This is a genomic window from Clostridium sp. AT4, assembly GCF_001517625.2.
Lineage (GTDB): Bacteria > Bacillota > Clostridia > Lachnospirales > Lachnospiraceae > Enterocloster.
Genome location: NZ_LN999828.1, coordinates 867,083 through 884,272 on the forward strand (window position 1 = coordinate 867,083; position 17,190 = coordinate 884,272).

Annotated in this window: 19 protein-coding genes; 14 read left to right on the top strand and 5 right to left on the bottom strand. The window is 44.1% G+C overall.

Annotated elements, in window-relative coordinates:
• Positions 1-19: 19 nt before the first annotated feature.
• From BN3656_RS10300 to BN3656_RS10360, 14 genes are all read left to right on the top strand, one after another.
• On the top strand, positions 20-613 hold the full coding sequence (locus tag BN3656_RS10300; protein ID WP_242962984.1) for a restriction endonuclease subunit S: 594 nt from the start codon (positions 20-22) through the stop codon (positions 611-613).
• Entirely contained in the window at positions 610-1,716 is a 1,107-nt protein-coding gene (locus BN3656_RS10305) for a restriction endonuclease subunit S (protein WP_066547590.1), read from the top strand. Before BN3656_RS10300 ends, BN3656_RS10305 begins: the two co-directional genes overlap by 4 nt.
• Before the next feature lie 17 nt (positions 1,717-1,733).
• Positions 1,734-2,027, top strand: coding sequence for a nucleotidyltransferase domain-containing protein (locus tag BN3656_RS10310; RefSeq protein ID WP_179297087.1), 294 nt, complete (start codon positions 1,734-1,736; stop codon positions 2,025-2,027).
• Complete coding sequence (locus BN3656_RS10315) at positions 2,014-2,418, top strand: HI0074 family nucleotidyltransferase substrate-binding subunit (protein WP_066547597.1); 405 nt, start codon at positions 2,014-2,016, stop codon at positions 2,416-2,418. The genes BN3656_RS10310 and BN3656_RS10315 overlap by 14 nt, the downstream gene beginning before the upstream one ends.
• Positions 2,419-2,474: 56 nt before the next feature.
• Positions 2,475-3,470, top strand: a complete 996-nt coding sequence (gene xerA / locus BN3656_RS10320; RefSeq protein WP_066547599.1) for a site-specific tyrosine recombinase/integron integrase — start codon at positions 2,475-2,477, stop codon at positions 3,468-3,470.
• A gap of 22 nt (positions 3,471-3,492) precedes the next feature.
• Complete coding sequence (locus BN3656_RS10325; RefSeq protein ID WP_081422930.1) at positions 3,493-4,104, top strand: restriction endonuclease subunit S; 612 nt, start codon at positions 3,493-3,495, stop codon at positions 4,102-4,104.
• A 7-nt stretch (positions 4,105-4,111) separates the two neighbouring features.
• Positions 4,112-7,486 carry a DEAD/DEAH box helicase family protein gene (locus BN3656_RS10330; RefSeq protein ID WP_066547602.1) on the top strand — a complete coding sequence of 1,125 codons (3,375 nt, stop codon included), beginning with the start codon at positions 4,112-4,114 and terminating at the stop codon, positions 7,484-7,486.
• Positions 7,487-7,538: 52 nt separating this feature from the next.
• Positions 7,539-7,634: a DUF3990 domain-containing protein gene (locus BN3656_RS17105; protein ID WP_347461178.1), complete on the top strand. Its 96-nt coding sequence runs from the start codon at positions 7,539-7,541 to the stop codon at positions 7,632-7,634.
• Positions 7,618-7,851: a DUF3990 domain-containing protein gene (locus BN3656_RS16685; protein WP_347461179.1), complete on the top strand. Its 234-nt coding sequence runs from the start codon at positions 7,618-7,620 to the stop codon at positions 7,849-7,851. Before BN3656_RS17105 ends, BN3656_RS16685 begins: the two co-directional genes overlap by 17 nt.
• Complete coding sequence (locus BN3656_RS10340) at positions 7,848-8,312, top strand: hypothetical protein (RefSeq protein ID WP_066547605.1); 465 nt, start codon at positions 7,848-7,850, stop codon at positions 8,310-8,312. The genes BN3656_RS16685 and BN3656_RS10340 overlap by 4 nt, the downstream gene beginning before the upstream one ends.
• A 154-nt stretch (positions 8,313-8,466) precedes the next feature.
• Positions 8,467-9,228, top strand: a complete 762-nt coding sequence (locus BN3656_RS10345) for an ABC-2 family transporter protein (RefSeq protein ID WP_066547606.1) — start codon at positions 8,467-8,469, stop codon at positions 9,226-9,228.
• Positions 9,229-9,232: 4 nt separating this feature from the next.
• Positions 9,233-10,024 carry an ABC-2 family transporter protein gene (locus tag BN3656_RS10350; protein WP_066547608.1) on the top strand — a complete coding sequence of 264 codons (792 nt, stop codon included), beginning with the start codon at positions 9,233-9,235 and terminating at the stop codon, positions 10,022-10,024.
• Positions 10,025-10,050: 26 nt separating this feature from the next.
• Entirely contained in the window at positions 10,051-10,878 is an 828-nt protein-coding gene (locus tag BN3656_RS10355) for an ATP-binding cassette domain-containing protein (protein ID WP_066547609.1), read from the top strand.
• A complete protein-coding gene (locus BN3656_RS10360) occupies positions 10,871-12,295 on the top strand; it encodes a helix-turn-helix domain-containing protein (RefSeq protein ID WP_066547610.1) in 1,425 nt (474 codons plus the stop codon). The genes BN3656_RS10355 and BN3656_RS10360 overlap by 8 nt, the downstream gene beginning before the upstream one ends.
• Here the strand turns inward: BN3656_RS10360 and BN3656_RS10365 are convergent.
• The 5 genes from BN3656_RS10365 to BN3656_RS10385 are packed head-to-tail and all read right to left on the bottom strand — an operon-like array spanning position 12,272 to position 17,179.
• Positions 12,272-13,087, bottom strand: coding sequence for an HAD family hydrolase (locus BN3656_RS10365; RefSeq protein ID WP_066547612.1), 816 nt, complete (start codon positions 13,085-13,087; stop codon positions 12,272-12,274). The genes BN3656_RS10360 and BN3656_RS10365 overlap by 24 nt on opposite strands.
• A 16-nt stretch (positions 13,088-13,103) precedes the next feature.
• Positions 13,104-14,381, bottom strand: coding sequence for an alkaline phosphatase family protein (locus BN3656_RS10370; RefSeq protein ID WP_066547614.1), 1,278 nt, complete (start codon positions 14,379-14,381; stop codon positions 13,104-13,106).
• Entirely contained in the window at positions 14,378-14,956 is a 579-nt protein-coding gene (locus BN3656_RS10375; RefSeq protein WP_066547616.1) for a hypothetical protein, read from the bottom strand. Before BN3656_RS10375 ends, BN3656_RS10370 begins: the two co-directional genes overlap by 4 nt.
• Before the next feature lie 38 nt (positions 14,957-14,994).
• Positions 14,995-16,320 (bottom strand): extracellular solute-binding protein, encoded by a 1,326-nt coding sequence (locus BN3656_RS10380; protein WP_242962985.1) that lies wholly within the window; start codon positions 16,318-16,320, stop codon positions 14,995-14,997.
• 37 nt (positions 16,321-16,357) lie between these two features.
• Positions 16,358-17,179, bottom strand: coding sequence for a carbohydrate ABC transporter permease (locus BN3656_RS10385; RefSeq protein ID WP_066547618.1), 822 nt, complete (start codon positions 17,177-17,179; stop codon positions 16,358-16,360).
• Positions 17,180-17,190 lie beyond the last annotated feature (11 nt).

Below are 17,190 nucleotides of genomic sequence, written 5' to 3' on the forward strand. Positions count from 1 at the left end.
GCAGGGGAAGAGGTGCAGAATGGTTGATAAGATTCAGAAGTGCAAGGATGAAATTGTGACGCGAAAACGAATTCAATTAGGAACGTTCATTAGCGAATATTCTGTCCGTAATAAAAATGATTTGAATATTCCTGTATACAGTGTTACAAATAGCCAAGGTTTTTGCAAGGAGTATTTTGGAAAAGAGATAGCCAGTAAGGATAAGACAACGTATAAAATAGTGCCATATGGTTATTTTGCATATAATCCTTCTCGAATCAATGTTGGTTCAATTGATTGGCAGAGATGTGAGGAACAGGTAATTGTTAGTCCGCTTTATAATGTATTTTCCGTTTCGGATAGTATTGATCGTCAGTTTTTGTATTATTTTTTGAAAAGTGATATTGGCCGTCAAATAATTCAAGCAAAAGCTACTGGTAGCGTTCGAGATAATCTTAAAATTAATATGCTGAAAGAAATGACAATACCAGATATATGTTTAGAGGAGCAGAAAAGGTGTGCAAATATTTTGGATAAACTACAGAAGATTATTGAATTTCGCAAACAGCAACTTAATGAATTGAATAATCTTATCCAATCCCGACTTTGCGGTGAGATGGAGGTGCCAGCATGAGTGCAATATATAAAAAGTTGGAAGAAGTGTGCGAAATCCTCGATTCTCGTCGTGTACCGATTACAGCAAAGAATCGCAAGACTGGTATTTATCCGTATTACGGAGCAAATGGGTTGCAGGATTATGTAGCAGAATACATATTTGACGATGAATTGGTGCTTCTTGCAGAAGATGGGGGTAACTTCGGATCCAAAGAGCGACCGATTGCATATCGTGTTTCTGGAAAGTGCTGGGTAAATAACCACGCACATGTATTGAAAGCCAAGCCGCTTGTGAATGCAGATTATCTTTGCTATGCACTTATGTTTTATGACACAGAGGGATTGGTCAATGGTGCAACACGACAGAAGTTAACGCAGACGGCAATGCGTCAAATGATGATTCCATACCGTAACATGACTGAACAGTTGCAAATTGCTGATGAAATCAACCAAGTTATAAGGTTGATAGACAAACGAAAAGAGGAATTGAGTCTTCTTGATCAGCTCGTCAAGTCCCGATTTGTCGAATTGTTTGGGGATCCTGTATCGAATCCATACAGTTTACCAGAAGATACATTACCTAATTTAGGAAAATTCGGTCGAGGAGTATCTAAACACAGACCAAGAAATGATATTAAGTTGTTAGGTGGTAAATATCCATTGATTCAGACAGGAGATGTTGCAAACGCTGGATTATATATTACATCTTATAGTAGCACATATTCGGAACTAGGGTTAAAGCAGAGTAAAATGTGGGAAAAGGGTACTCTTTGTATTACGATCGCTGCCAATATAGCAAAGACGGCTATACTGGAATTTGATGCCTGTTTTCCTGATAGTGTGGTTGGATTTATTGGGAACGAGAGGACAAATAATATTTTTATTCATTATTGGTTTTCTTTTTTTCAAGCAATCCTTGAATCTCAGGCTCCAGAGTCTGCTCAGAAGAATATAAACCTGAAAACTCTTAGTGAATTAAAGGTGATTGTGCCAGAAAAAAAGAAACAGGATCAGTTTGCTGCCTTTGTTGCCCAGACCGACAAATCGAAACTGGCAGTGGAAAAGAGCCTGAAACAGTTAGAAATTTTGAAAAAATCACTTATGCAGCAGTATTTTAGCTGATTATTGGGGAGGGATTTATGGAAAAAACAGGAATTAAACAGCAGGTAATTCATGAGATACAGAATCTGGCCCAAAAATATGAAGTCAGAAAAGTGATTTTATTTGGATCCAGGGCCAGGGGAGATTTTAGAGAAAAAAGTGATATTGATTTGGCGGTCAAAGGCGGTGACTTTACTCGATTTTCTATTGATGTAAATGAAGACACATCAACCCTTTTAAAATTTGATATCATTAATTTGGATGAAAAAATACAAGAGGAACTTATAGAGTCGATTCAAAAAGAGGGAAGGGTATTATATGAAAAAATTTGAACATTTTAAATCAAATTTAAGGGTATTAGCTCTGGCAGAGAAAGAGAATCTGTCCAATGAGTTTATCATTGGAGGGATTATTGACAAATTTTTTATTCAGTTTGAGCTTGGATGGAAGGTATTAAAAGAATTACTGAGCTATGAAGGGCAGAGTATTTCCGCCAGCGGATCTCCTAAAATGATATTAAAAACAGCATTTACCATTTATGATTTTATCGATGAAGATATTTGGTTGGGGATGCTAAAGTCAAGAAATGATATGACGCATATTTATGATGCATTAGCGGCCAGACGCCTGGTTGATATGATTTTAAAGCAATATATCCCGGAATTTCAAAAGATGGAAAAGGGAATAGAGCTGTTTTATAAGGATGAAATAGACAATATGTAAAATGGGGCGAAAAGCTGGAGAAGGATGTTGGTATACAAGTAAAGGAGTGTACCACAATGAAAGAACAGCTGATTACTGAGATTACCCGCCAAATGCTTCCATATCTGGATAATTATCAGATGGAACAATTACAGGAGACATTATCGCACTGTTTTTGGGGAGTGCAGGTTTCGCCGGAAGAAGAGACAGATCAGATAAAAGAGAAAGAAACAAATTCTGAGTTGTTGGATATGTTCATTTCAGCAAAACGTGTAGAGGGATGTAGTGAAAAGACATTAAAATACTATCAAGCATCAATCATGAGGCTTTTTTCAACGGTAGATATTCCGGCAATTCGTATGAGAACGGATGACTTAAGAGGATATTTATCGGAATATCAGCAGACCAGTCAGTGCAGTAAAAGTAATATTGATAATATTCGCCGTATCCTTTCCAGTTTTTTTGCATGGTTAGAGGATGAGAATTATATATTGAAAAGTCCGGTACGCCGGATTCATAAGATAAAATCAAACCAGCCGGTAAAAGAAACGTACACAGATGAATCTCTGGAAATCATGAGGGATCAATGCGGGTGTTTGAGGGATCTGGCATTGATTGATTTGCTGTCATCAACGGGGATGCGAGTAGGTGAACTGGTACGATTAAACAGATCTGACATAGATTTTGAAAATCGGGAATGCGTTGTATTTGGTAAGGGAAGCAAAGAACGTCCCGTATATTTTGATGCAAGAACGAAAATTCATTTGAAAAATTATCTTGATAGTCGAACAGATAAAAATCCTGCGCTGTTTGTGTCTTTGATTCAACCATTTAAGCGGTTAGAAATCAGTGGAGTTGAGATACGTCTGCGTAATTTGGGAAGGAAACTGGGAATTACAAAAGTACATCCTCATAAGTTCCGGCGAACACTGGCAACACGTGCTATTGACAAGGGAATGCCGATTGAACAGGTACAAAGATTGCTTGGACATGCTAAGATAGATACCACAATGCAGTACGCAATGGTAAATCAAAATAATGTTAAAATCTCTCATAGAAAGTATATAGGGTGATTTCCAATCCCGATTTATAGAGATGTTTGGTTCAGGTAGATATCCAACGGTAATAGCCTCAGAAGTTTGTGATTTTATAACTAAAGGAACAACACCACCTACAGGAGAAATCACTGAAAAATATGAAATTGGAATGATTCCGTATTTGAAAGTGTATAACTTAAGTTTTACTGGAGAATTGTTGTTTGATAATATGCCGCAATATATTTCGGCTGATACCCATAATAAGCAGTTAGCACGTTCCAAAGTTTTACCTAATGACGTGCTAATGAATATTGTTGGCCCACCATTAGGAAAATTTTCTCTTGTTACTGATGAATTTTCTGAATGGAATATAAATCAAGCAATTGCAATTTTCAGAGCCAAAGACAGGGTTCTTCCAAGATACCTTATGGCAGCACTTATGCAACCGAATGTATTACGGCCTTTTTTGGAACAAGCAGTTGGTATTCGACAACTCAATCTGAGTCTTGAACAATGCAGAAATCTCGAATTTCCATTGCCTCCGATAGAAGAACAAAGAGCTTTTGTGGAGCTTTCGGAACAGACCGACAAATCGAAATATCTATTTTACTGCTTAGAATATATACGCAATAATTTCAACGCAATGCTAGAATTTTATATGGGGGGATAAATCAGAGATGGCAAATTTTGAATTTTTAAAGAACCAAAAAGAATATATATTATTTGCAAACGCTGCGATAGAAGCAGAAAAGGTTTATGCGACTTCTCCGGCCATGTCAGCTGTTGGGAGCAGAAAAGCGTTGGAATTAGCTGTGAAATGGGTGTATTCTGCGGACGATTCTATGCAGATGCCGTATAAGGATAATCTGCAGTCACTGATCCATGAGCCCAGCTTTCGGTTTTCGGTCGATTATCATACCTGGGGTAAGCTTCCATTTATTGTAAAATTAGGTAATCTTGCAGTACATACAGAACGCAGTGTCAGTGCCGGTGATGCCCTTATGTCGCTGCGTAGCTTATTTGAGTTTATTGAATGGGTGGATTACTGCTATGGGCTTAACTATGAAGAACGGTATTTCAGAGAGGAAGAGATTCCAAGAGAAAGGGTGATTGTTGATGCCAGGAAGATAAAAGAGCAGGAGAGTCTTCTTGGGGAAAAAGATGCAGAAATAGAGAAGCTTCGCAAGAAAATTGCATCTATGTCAGAACAGTTCACTGCTTCCAAGGAACAGAATCAGCAGAGCCGAAGCTTTGAACCGGAGGATATTTCCGAATTTTTAACCAGAAAGAGATTCATAGATGTTGATTTGAAACAGTTAGGATGGAAATTTGATGGAAGTGATGCCGATGTATGGGAAGAGTATGAAGTGGATGGTATGGCAGGAGTCCTTGGGCAAAAGGGATACGTTGATTATGTGCTGTTTGGAAAAGACGGTTTGCCATTGGCTGTGATTGAAGCAAAACGGACCAGCAAAGACCCGAATATTGGACGAAAACAGGCGATGTTGTATGCGGATTGCTTACAGAGAAAATTTGGCCGGAGACCCATGATGTTTACCACAAATGGATTTGAGACCTATTTTTGGGATGATCAGACGAGTCCGCAGAGACGGGTGAGTGAGGTGTTTGGAAAAGAGGATCTTCAGCGTCTTATGAACCGCAGAACGGAAAGAAAGCCATTAAACGAGATTCCGATTAATGATAAAATTACAGACAGATATTATCAAAAAGAAGCAATCCGGGCAGTATGCGGTCATATTGAGCAGGGATTCCGGAAAAATCTCCTTGTCATGGCAACTGGCACCGGAAAAACAAGAACCGCCTCCAGTCTGACGGATGTATTAAGCCGGGGCGGATATGTGACAAATGTTTTATTTCTGGCAGACAGAACTGCTTTGGTGAAACAGGCAAAGGATGATTTTAAAAACTATCTTCCCGATATGTCTCTTTGTAATCTGTGTTCAAGTAAGGATGATAAAACAGCCAGGATTGTATTTTCTACTTATCCGACCATGCTGAATGCCATTGATGAATGTAAGACAAAGGATGGGCTTCCGCTATTTACGCCCACGCATTTTGATCTGATTATTGTTGATGAAAGTCACAGGTCGATTTTTAAGAAATACAGGGCTATTTTTGAATATTTTGACGCATATTTAGTAGGGCTTACGGCGACTCCAAGGACAGATGTAGACAGGAATACATATGACTTTTTTGAAATGGAGGATGGCGTCCCCACGTATGCATACGATTATGAAACGGCTGTAAATGAGGATCATGTGCTTGTTCCGTATTATAACTATGAGGTCAAAACAAAATTTCTGGAAGAGGGAATTACGTATGATGATTTATCAAAAGAGGATAAGGAAAGATATGAGGACGACTTTGCTGAGGACGGATATATTCCGGACTTTATTCCTTCTGCCGAACTGAATCAGTTTGTCTTTAATGAAAATACGGTAGATATGGTACTGCAGGATTTAATGGAGCGGGGCATTAAGGTTCAGGGCGGAGATCTCATTGGAAAAACGATTATTTTTGCTCAAAATAAAAAACATGCAGAATTTATCTTGGAACGGTTTAATCAATTATATCCTCAGCATAAAGGAACATTTGCACAGCGGGTTATCTGTGATGATGCCTATGCGCAAACCATCATAGATGATTTTAAACAGCCGGATAAGGAGCCGAGAATTGCCGTGTCGGTTGATATGATGGATACGGGTATTGATGTTCCGGAGTGTGTAAATCTTGTATTTTTTAAGAAGATCCGCTCAAAAACAAAGTTCTGGCAGATGATTGGCCGCGGCACCCGATTAGCGCCTTACTTAAATTGTGTCGATGGTATAAACGGTGAATATACCGGAAAGAAATATTTCATAATTTTTGATTATTGCGGAAATTTTGAATATTTCAGACAGAAGCCGAATGGAATGGAAGGAAATGATACAAAATCGCTTTCAGAAAATATATTTGGAAAAAAAGTGCGGCTGGCTGCTGCCATGCAGGAAAGCACATTTGCAGAGGAGTGTTACCAGGAGTGGAGAAAGGAGCTGGTAACAGAATGCAATGCCCAGGTTCTGGCCCTTAACACAGAGCTTGTATCTGTGCGGCTCAGGCGTGAATATGTAGAGAAATATCGTAAGCTGGGAAGCTTTACCTATATAAGTGAAGGGGCAAAGGGAGAGTTGATTGACCATATTGCACCATTGGTGTATATGAATGACCCGGATGAATATGCAAAGCGTTTTGATAATTTTATATATGGAATGATGATTGCATGTTTGGAAGCGATGCCGTCTTTCAAATATGCCAGAAAACAGCTATGTGAGATTGCAGCATCATTTGAAAAAAAGATAACCATTCCTCAAATTAAAGCCAAACTTTCAATTATCAGGGAAGTTAATACAGACTCCTATTGGGAAGCGAATGATATTTTGGTTTTTGAGAAAACAAGGAGAGAACTTCGTGATTTAATGAAATTCCTCGTTGATGATGCAGAACCGAAAAAACGGATTATTACAAATCTCACAGATCCTGTGATTGATACGACAGAAGGGAAACAGCTGGATCCTGCATATGATTTTGAGGATTACAAAAAGAAGGTAAACCGCTATGTAAATGAACATGGCAATTCCATTGTGATTCATAAGCTTACACATAATATCCCGCTGACCGCAGGGGATTATGAGGCGTTGGAGCGTGTGCTCACAGAAGAGCTTGGAAGTAAAGAGGATTATAAGCGGGAATATGGAGATACACCCTTTGGGCTTCTTATCAGAAAAATTGCAAAGCTTGATCACGATGCGGCAATGGAGGCATTCTCCGCGTTTATCAATGATGCATCACTGAATCAGAAACAGATTGCATTTGTACGTAAGATTATAAATCACATGGAGCAGAGCGGTTATATGGAAGACATTAAGGAGCTTATGAAGCCGCCTTTTGATAAGCCGATCAGCTTTGTTAAGCTGTTTGATGCCAAAACAAGAACCGCGCTGATGAAAAAAATTATTGAAATTAAAGAAAATGCAGTTAATATTGTAGCTTAAGACAGGTTAGCCGAGAAGCTTTAGATAGAGAGGCAGATATCAAATGGCAAAAATGACAGTTTATCACGGTGGTTACACACCGATTGAAATCCCGGAGATCCGTATTGGAAAAAACACAAAGGATTTTGGAAGTGGATTTTATTATTGACTGCAGGAACGGAAAGAAACATGCATATGATATTGTAATTGGGGCAATGGCAGATGATCAGATTTATAATTATATATCTGATTATCTGGATGGGAGCATTACAAGAGAACAGTTTTGGATATTGGCAAAATTTAAGTACCCAACGCATCGGATTAACTTCTGCACAAAAGAAGCGCTGAAATGTCTCGAATACAGAGGTTTTGAGGAGGTTTTATGATGGAAAATCCAGGCAGAGAGTCGGCAAAGGATAACGATCTGTTTTTTACATGCAGCCTGATTGATTATATTGCAAGAAAAACGAAAAATACAAGAGCAGATACCGTAAATGCATTAGGGAAAAAGAACCTTGCGAAAATCTATGATCTGGCGGATGTCTATCACTGTGACAATATAGAGCGTGTGAGTGATGATTTTATCAGAGAAGCAGGAATCAAAATGGGAAATTTTGACAATGTAGCAGCTTGTGGATATGCCATTCCGTCCCATTGGGATATTGGAAAGGTTTATAAAAGACTGATAAAGTCTGTGGCAGAGTGCGAGAAGATAGAAGTGACTGACGCCCTGATAAAGGTCTATAATTCATTTATCAGCAGTAAAATTGATGATTACAACAGCAGTATGTATTATGAAAATCCCTCGTATCTGTTGGAATGTTATCTGGAAAATAAAGTAATCTGACCGTTTGGAGATGCCGGGAAGCCCAGGCGTCTCTTTTTATTTTTTTAGACCGGGATTTTTGTCCAAAACATCAAGAAATCCATCCCTGTCCCGTAGTATACTAAGCTCCGCATTTATGTGGTTCTGCACACAATCAACAGAAGGCGGTGGCAATATGTACGGTATTCTTTTAAAATTCGGCTGGAGACGGCAGATCCAGTACCGGGCCGGGATGGCTCTCAGGCTGGTGGGAGATATGCTGAGGCTCTATATCAAAGGCTGTATCTGGCTGGCGCTCCTGAAAGACGGTTTTTCGGAGACAGCAGCTTATACTCTGATCAGCCTTCTGATTCTGATCCTCACGGATACCAGGATCAGCGGAGAGCTGGCAGACCGGGTAAAAAGCGGAATGATCGCAGTAGATCTGATCCGCCCTATTTCCTTAAAATGGTATTTTTTCTTTGATCAGCTAGGGGAGAATGTACTGCGCTTTCTGGCAGAAGGGTTAGTGCTGATTCCCTTTGCTTTCTGTCTTTGGAATCTGCCTCTGCCTTCGGTTTCTTCCATGTGCTTTGGTAGTCTGGCTGTGGTTTTCGCCGTGATTTTATGCTACAGCATCCAGTATACCACCGGACTTCTGGTGTTCTGGATGAAGGACGGAACCTATACCCGGATGATTACAGACAGCCTGTTTACGCTGTTTTCCGGCCTGTCCATTCCTTTGTGGTTTTATCCTCGGTGGCTGGAGAAGTTCTGTGGTTATCTTCCTTTTCGCCTGACCGTTTATGAACCTGTCTGTATCTGGCTTGGCCGGTATACCCATGCAGAATGCATCAGGCTGCTCATTTTGGAGCTTATCTGGATTTTGGCGGTAACGGTGCTTGAAAAATGGCTTTGGAACCGGATTGGAACGGTGCTTGAGATAGAGGGAGGATGAGAAAATGGGAGTATACGGAGCGTTTCTTAAAAATGGTTTTCTGACACAGATGGCCCACAGGGGACAATATGCCATGCGGATGCTTGCAAAGATTATGGGCTGGTCTACGGGAATGATTATGGTGCTGATCCTTTTGGAACGGTTCGGACAGATCGGAGGCTGGAACCGGGAAGAAATCCTTCTTCTTTATGCCTTTGATATTTTGTCCTACTCGGTTGCAGCGACCTTTTTTATGGGATCTTTTGGAAAACTGCACCGGCTGATCCGCCAGGGAGAACTGGATCTTGTGCTGACAAAGCCGGCTGACCCGATGATATATCTGGCAGCTTCCCATGTAAGCGCCGGCTATACAAGCAATTATCTTATGGGCGGAGCTGTGCTTGTGATCTGCCTGATCCGGCTGGATATTGCCCTGACGCCCATTCATCTGTTCTGGCTGGCAGCGGATCTTTTGGGAGCATCTTTGATACAGGCGGCGGGCTTTGTATTTACAGCGGTTCCTGCCTTCTGGATTGGGGAGAGCGAGGGCTTGTATCGCCTTCTCTATAAAAATCTGACGGAATTTATCCAGTATCCGCTGTCTGTTTATCACCGGGGGATCCGGGAGCTGCTGACCTTTGTGCTCCCATATGCATTTATCAATTACTATCCCGTACAGTATTTCATTGACCGCCAGGAGGGAATCTGTCCGGGAATTCTGCGGTATCTGACACCCCTTGTAGGCTGCGGTGTGTTTTTGCTTTCCAGGCTGTTCTGGCGGCTGGGTCTGCGGGCCTACAGCGGGGCAGGCTCATAATCAAAACAGAAAGAGGGGAAAACAGAATGGCATATATTGAGGCTGAAAATCTGCAGAAAACATTTAAGGTGTATGAGCGTCCAAAAGGCGCAGGGGCAGCCCTTCGGTCGCTGATACACAGAACCTATACAGAGAAACGGGCAGTGGATGGAATTTCATTTTTCATCCAAAAAGGGGAAATGGTGGGATATATAGGGCCAAATGGGGCAGGAAAATCCACTACGATTAAAATGCTTGGAGGGATTTTGGTTCCTGATGGAGGAAGCGTTCTGTGCGGCGGCCGTGTTCCCTGGAAGGAGAGAAAGGAAAATGCCCTTCACATGGGGGTGGTTTTCGGCCAGAGATCTCAGTTAAACTGGGAGCTTCCCATGGAGGATACCTTTGAATTGTACCGAAAGATGTACCGAATCCCGGAGTCAATCTATAAACGTAATGTAGAATGCTTTACAGAGCTGCTGGGAATGGAGGAATTCTTAAGAAAACCGGTGCGAAGCCTGAGCCTGGGGCAGAAGATGCGGGCAGAGCTGGCGGCGTCTCTGCTCCATGATCCGGAAGTGCTGTTTTTAGATGAACCCACAGTAGGACTGGATGTGGTGGCGAAGGACAGGATCCGGAAATTTTTAAAGGAGCTGAACCGGGAGAAGCAGACAACTATTCTCTTGACCAGCCATGATATGATGGATATAGATGAAATCTGCAGCCGGGTGATTCTGATCGATCACGGAAAGAAGATGCTGGATGAACCGCTGGAAGACTTTTACCAGATTGGACGACAGGTCTGCAGAAAGGAAAAAGCAGGGCTGGATGAGATGGTGCGGAGCCTGTATGAAAGCCCGGAGGGCAGCTATGAATGAAGAACAGGGATTAAAAAATGTAATTGATTATATAGAAGCGCATATAAGAGAATCTCTTTCGGCAGAGGAGATCGCGTCAGCCTGCTATTATTCCAGATCCAACACAAAAGCTCTTTTTAAGAAAGTATTCCAGTATGGGATGATGGAGTATGCAGCCAGACGGAAGCTGACTCAGGCAGCAGGGGAACTCTTATCCACCTCACAAAGCGTCTGCGAGATTGCCCTGGAATATGGCTTTGCATCCCAGGAGGTATTTACAAGAGCATTTAAGAAAATGTGGCAGGAAACACCGGCCAGATTCAGAAAAAGACGCCGGTTCTGGCAGCTTTTTCCCAGACAGGATTTTTTCTGTGATGACTGCGGCGTATTCAGACGGAGATTCTGTCTGGAGGATATGAGAAAGATGCTGGAACACAGGGAGCACACCTGGATTGTGTGCTTTGATATGGAGGCGCCGGGAATCCGCTATCTGAAAACCGTATTTGGCGGAGAAGGAGGGGAGCGTTTTGTGCTGGATTGCCTGCAGAGAATAGAAGGAGAAATGAGAGAGGGAGATCATTTGTTCCGTATTGCAGGCGATAAGTTTGTGCTTCTGGCATCATCAGAGGCGTATGAGACGGTTTTGGATCAGGCAGAGCGGGTATTCCGAAGAAATGGGGAAAAAGTGCATTATCAGGGGAATGCAGTGGAGCTGGCTATGTTTGGCGGACTTATAAGGCTGGATCAGGGGGATGCCAGGTCTGAGCGGCTTTTTGAGAAACTGGATGGTGTCCTTGGAAGGCGCTGGGAACTGACAAAGCGCAGACGGGTTCAGGAGGATACGGATAAGAGAGGAAGCAGAGGAAGCTGCCGCTTTGTATATCCTGAACAGGGATTTCCTACAGGAACCGTGTATCATGGATATGAAATCTGGAAAAATGAGTTATGGGATACAGATGGAACGGATTCAGACCGTTTTTGGGGGTACGGGGCAGATATTAAAAGGGAAAGGGAGCATCTGTCATTTCCTTTAATGTGTATGAAAGAGGAAAACGACTGTTTTGAACAAAATGCTCCGCAGATTTTCTGGAAACTGGATCAGCCGGGTGGCCGAATGCTTTTTCCCAAGGGAGAAAACTGGTGCGTGTTTCAGGTCATGGGATCGGAGGGGCTGGTTGTCCGGGAGCATTTTATGGTGATCCGTGGGCTGAAAACAGAAAAGACAGCGGATGGGTTCACGCTATCTTTTGAAAAATTATTTTTGGAGGCCGTGCGTACAAAAAACGGCTCATGGCTTCGGCTCAATGAAGGGGAGCTGAAGGAAACGGTTCATGATCTGGGGCTTGGAGCAGAGGAATACCGTAAAATCTGCCGTACAGAAAGAGAAATACGGACCAGATTTAAAAACAGTCCCCTATTTCAGACAAAGCTCCCGTAAATATGCCTCCATTTCCTTTGGCGTCTGTACCATGTGATCCCACAATTCTGCATCCGCTGCATTCCATGGAGAAACAAGGAGGGTTGAAGCGCCGCATGTTTTGCCGGAATACAGGTCAAAATAGCCCTGGTCACCGATAAAAAGCATTTCCTTTGGAGAGAGATTAAACTGTCTGCCCCACTGTGCAATTCTCTGGGGAAAGGTATGGGGTTTGTCTGCGTCAAAGCACAGCTCTTCAAAACAGGAGTCATCAAAGCCAAGGTAATCTAAAAGCTCAATACAGTTAGTCTCCTGGGCGTTGGAGCAGAGAACCACATGGATTCCCTGCTTTTTTAATTCCTTAAGAAGGACAGGAAGAGCCGGATTCGGTACAGGCCCCCAGTATGGATCGATCAGATCGTTCCGCACCAGCCGGAACCGCTTCCAGAAGTCTTCTCCTTCCCAGCCGATTCTGCGGGCCAGATACATACCCAGGGTCCAGCCGTCGGAAATGTAGGAATAAAGCGTTCGATCCAGCCAGGGGGAGGGATCAGGCAGAAGAAGGGCTGCCGTGCCCGGTATATCAAAAAGATCTTCAGGAGTTTTTGGATGCTCTGCCTTCTGCTTGGGAACAAACTGCCCGCATCGTAAGGAACTCTGGCCGGAGAGTACCTGTTTCATCTGCTCCTGAACCGGAAAAATCCAGTCTCTGTAAGGCGTGTCATGAAAAAAATGATCAATCATCCGCAGGTATACGCAGGAATCCAGATAAAGGGTTCCGTCAAGGTCAAAACAGATGAAGCGTGGTGTCATAGGGCCCTCCTTCTTGTTACAGCCTTGTCATCCAGGTAAACGGGGTTCCGTCCATATGGTTTTCTGTAATACCTAAAAGACGCAGGAGCGTAGGTGCTTCATCCACCAGGTATCCGCCCTTTTGCACCTTTCCGGGGATTACATCCGGGCCGCTTAAGATAAAGGGCGGTTTGTCCCCTTTTTCCGGCAGATGGCCGTGGGTAGAAACAGAAAGCTTGTATTCGCGGATTTCATCCACAGAAGTAAAGTACTCAGTGGCATTGGCTGTCTTATCAAAGGCTGTCCGATCCCCGGCTTCTACTACAAAGTCAAATTCTCCGGTCAGATGCAGGTCTGCCGCCTGTTCTTTTGTAAAAATCTGGGAAATACTTCCGGGATACTGGTCGCGGATTTTACAAAGGGTTTCATAGACCAGTTTAGGGTCTACATCCGGCTGGCGGTAGATCTGTGCGCTGAAGGCGCACTGGGCGGCATATATCTTCCAGGAGGTCACGGTTCCGTTTTCCTCTGTCAGAAAGCCCATATCGCGCAGCACGGTATTTAAGTGGAACATCTGGTCGCAGTAGAGCTGGCCGTGATCCCCAAGGACGGCGATATTGGTATTCTCAAGGCCTCCTGTTTCATCCAGGGCGTCAAATACCCTGCCAAGCTGTTCATCTACAAAAGCAAAGGCATGATCCAGCTGTTCGCTTCGTACCCCCAGTTTGTGACGCTGATGATCCACATAGGATAAATGCAGGAACATAAGGTCAGGCCGGTATTCTTTTATAATATCTACGGCACACTGGGCGGCAAATTCGTCCATCTGGGGCGTTTTCATCCAGCGGAGCATATGCTTGTTGCGCTCAAAAATCTCTTTGGCCTTTGGGCTGTCTGCTAAGTCAAAGTAAGGAGTGGGGTCATCCTCTTCATGGGGAGCCCAGATTTCCGCAATGTTGTAGTCTGCCCCGCAATCACCCATTACAGGCCAGGTAATGGCTGCAGTGGTCAGCCCGGCTGCTTTTGCATAGTCAATGAGAGTAGGCGTTTTGATATCCTTTCTGAACCAGTACCATTCCGGCCGGTCTTTTGACAGGGGTTGGAACTTTTCATTGTTGCAGATACCGTGGCGATCCGGCCAGCAGCCGGTGGAAATGGTTACATGGCAGGGATAGGTAAGAGTGGGGTAGCAGCACAGGATATCCTCTGCCCAGGAGGCCTGCTTCATGATACGCCCCAGATTGGGAAGTTTTTTTAAACGTTCGATATCAGCGCTGATCAATGCATCGATGGAAATGACAAGTGTCCGGTTCATATGTCTTCCTCTCCTTTCCGTCTTTCTGTAAGTTCTGCTTCCCAGCGGTCATTCTGACCAGCTGTACTGTCATTTAAAACGGCTTCCGGGAAAACGACAGCCGCCTGAGAGATAAAATGTTCATAGGAGCGGCCACGATTCTGTCCTTCGATGGTATGCATGTCAAATACATAGTCCGGAAGGGGGAAGGGGACGCGGTCGCGGATCCGCCGCTTGGTCAGACTGGCCAGAGTGCTGGAACCCCGTTCCTTGGGACAGCTGCACAGATAGCGGACTGCATGGACAAAAAACAGAGGGTAATCCATGCTGTCTGCTCCAAGCTTTTGGCTGGCGTGGTACAGAGAAAGCACAACCGACGGTGCAGCCGGCTGTCCAAGCCCCACGTCCTCTGCGCTGATGACTAAAAGCCTCTGCCACAGATAGTCGCGAAGCTCCTCGCCGGACAGATAGAGCTCATAGGCAGCACGGGCCGCTTCCTCCGTTTTTCCCCTGCGGATGAATTTCTGCAGAGCTGAGATGATAATATCTGCCGGTTCTCCGCAGGGAGTAAGAATATGATGATAGAGAATCTCCATAAATTTGTTCCTCGTCTTTCTGACAGAAGGACGGAAAATCAATTCAGTCCTACGGTCTGTTTTAAATTGTCCAGAGCAGTCTGCGGGTCTGTACCGTTTTCTGCAACCTCCTGCATCATAGTACGCACGGCGCTGGTAACGGCACTGGAGGTAGTGGTATCGTTGGTAAAGGCCGGCTCGTAGAAATAGCGGTCATTCTGCTCTACTGCGGCGGTAAGAAAATCATGTCCATCGGCAACGTAAGCTTTATATTCTTCGCTGTCAGCCACAGATTGGCGGATGGGAAGATAGCCGGTGCCTGCGGTTACCACAGCCAGATTGGCTTCTTTGGAGGTTAAAAACTTGATCAGCTCATAGGAAGCATAGGCTTTTTCGGGATTTCCGGACTGGTTTAAGGCCGTGATGACATGACCGGCGCTTAAGTTGGCTGCCGTATCATCGCTTACCTGTGGGATGGGAGCGGTTGACCACTTAAGTTCCGGATTTTTGGCAGGAATATAGCTGGCTTCTACGCTGTCTCCTACATACATGGGGATCTGTTCGTTTGCAAAGGGCCCGGAGAAAAACATATCCTCACCCGCAGTCCTCCAGATACCGGATCCTACATTTTCCTTCCAGAGGTTTAATACCTTTAAAGCCGTTTCAGAATCCTCTTCTGCAAAGTAAATATTTCCTTCCGGATCTGTATACCGTCCGCCGTACTGCTTTACAAGGGTCATAAAGCTTCCGGCCAGATTGTCCCAGCCAAAGGCAGGAGCACCGGTGATCTCATGGATTTTTTTGCTGGTTTCGATCAGCTCGTCCCAGGTGGCGGGAACCGTTAAGCCGTTTTCCTCAAAAAAGGCGGTGTTGTAATAAAGCACTTCTGAGTAGGAGTGGATGGGAAGAGAATACGTTCCTTCCTTGGCATAGGTGGTTCCGCCGTTTCTCAAACCTTCAAATATATCTTCGTAGTCAGGCATTCCCACAGTTTCATCCTGGATGTAGGGGGTAAGATCTACGACTAGGTCGGTCTGAAGATAATCGGCCACATAGGGGCGCAGAGCCAGAGTTACATCCGGGGCAGTTTCTGCCTTAATGGCAGCGATTACATTGGAATATAAGTCGGAGCTGCTTCCGTTAAAGGTAGCGGTTACAGTGATCTGCTTTTCCTTTCCGACGGTATCATTAAACTGGGCGATCAGCTTATCTAAAACCTCTGCATGGACAGGATTGGAAATAGAATGCCAGAACTGAAGCTCTACAGGCTTGGTGATTTTTGTGACAATCCCATCAGATGTCTGGGAAGGCGCGGACTCAGAGCCGCAGGCAGCAAGAGACAGTGCAGCGGTTCCTGCTAAAAGAAGACAGGTCATGTTTTTCATTTGTTTTCCTCCTTGGTTGGTTGACTTGAAATAAATATTATCCTTTGATTCCTCCGCGGGATACTCCCTCAATGATCTGTTTGCGGAAGATCAGATAAAAAATCAGCATAGGCAAAAGGACAATGGTGGAACCGGCCATCTGCAGGTTGATCTGGGAGCTGACGGCATCTTTAAAATGTAAAAGACCGATTGCCATGACGCGGTGGGCGTCATCTTTGGATACCATCAGAGGCCAGATAAAGGAATTCCACTGGCTGATAAAGGTCAGGATGCCGATGGTGGCAATGGCATTTTTGTTAATAGGCATCATAATGCGCCACAGATAGCGCCAGTCCGTACAGCCGTCGATTTTGGCGGCCTTATAAAGCACAGAAGGGGTTTGAAGAAAGTATTCCCGCATCATGTAGATATAGAATCCACTGGCAATGGTCGGTATGATGATACCCTGGAAGGTATTGACCCAGTGGAGCTTGGAAACGGTGATAAAATTCTGGATGATCAAAAGCTCTGCCGGTATCATCATGGTGGCAAGACAGCAGAAGAAGAGGCTGGATTTTCCGGGAAACTCAAAAATCGTAAAGGCATAGGCGGCTAATACGGTGATGACCAGAGTAAGGAGCGTCCCCAGCCCGGCTACCAGGATGGAGTTAAAAAGGTACCGTCCAAAAGGCGCCATGGTGAAAGCTTCCGCATAATTTGCAAAGATAGCCTTTGCAGGAAAGAGCGTAGGCGGAATGGCAGTGGCTTCCGGAAGCGTCTTTAAGGAGGTGGCTAACATCCAGATAAAAGGAAACATCATAACCAGTGCTCCGGCTGTTAAAAGGATCCAGACGGCTGCTTTTTTCAGTTTTTCTGTCATGAGGCGTCTCC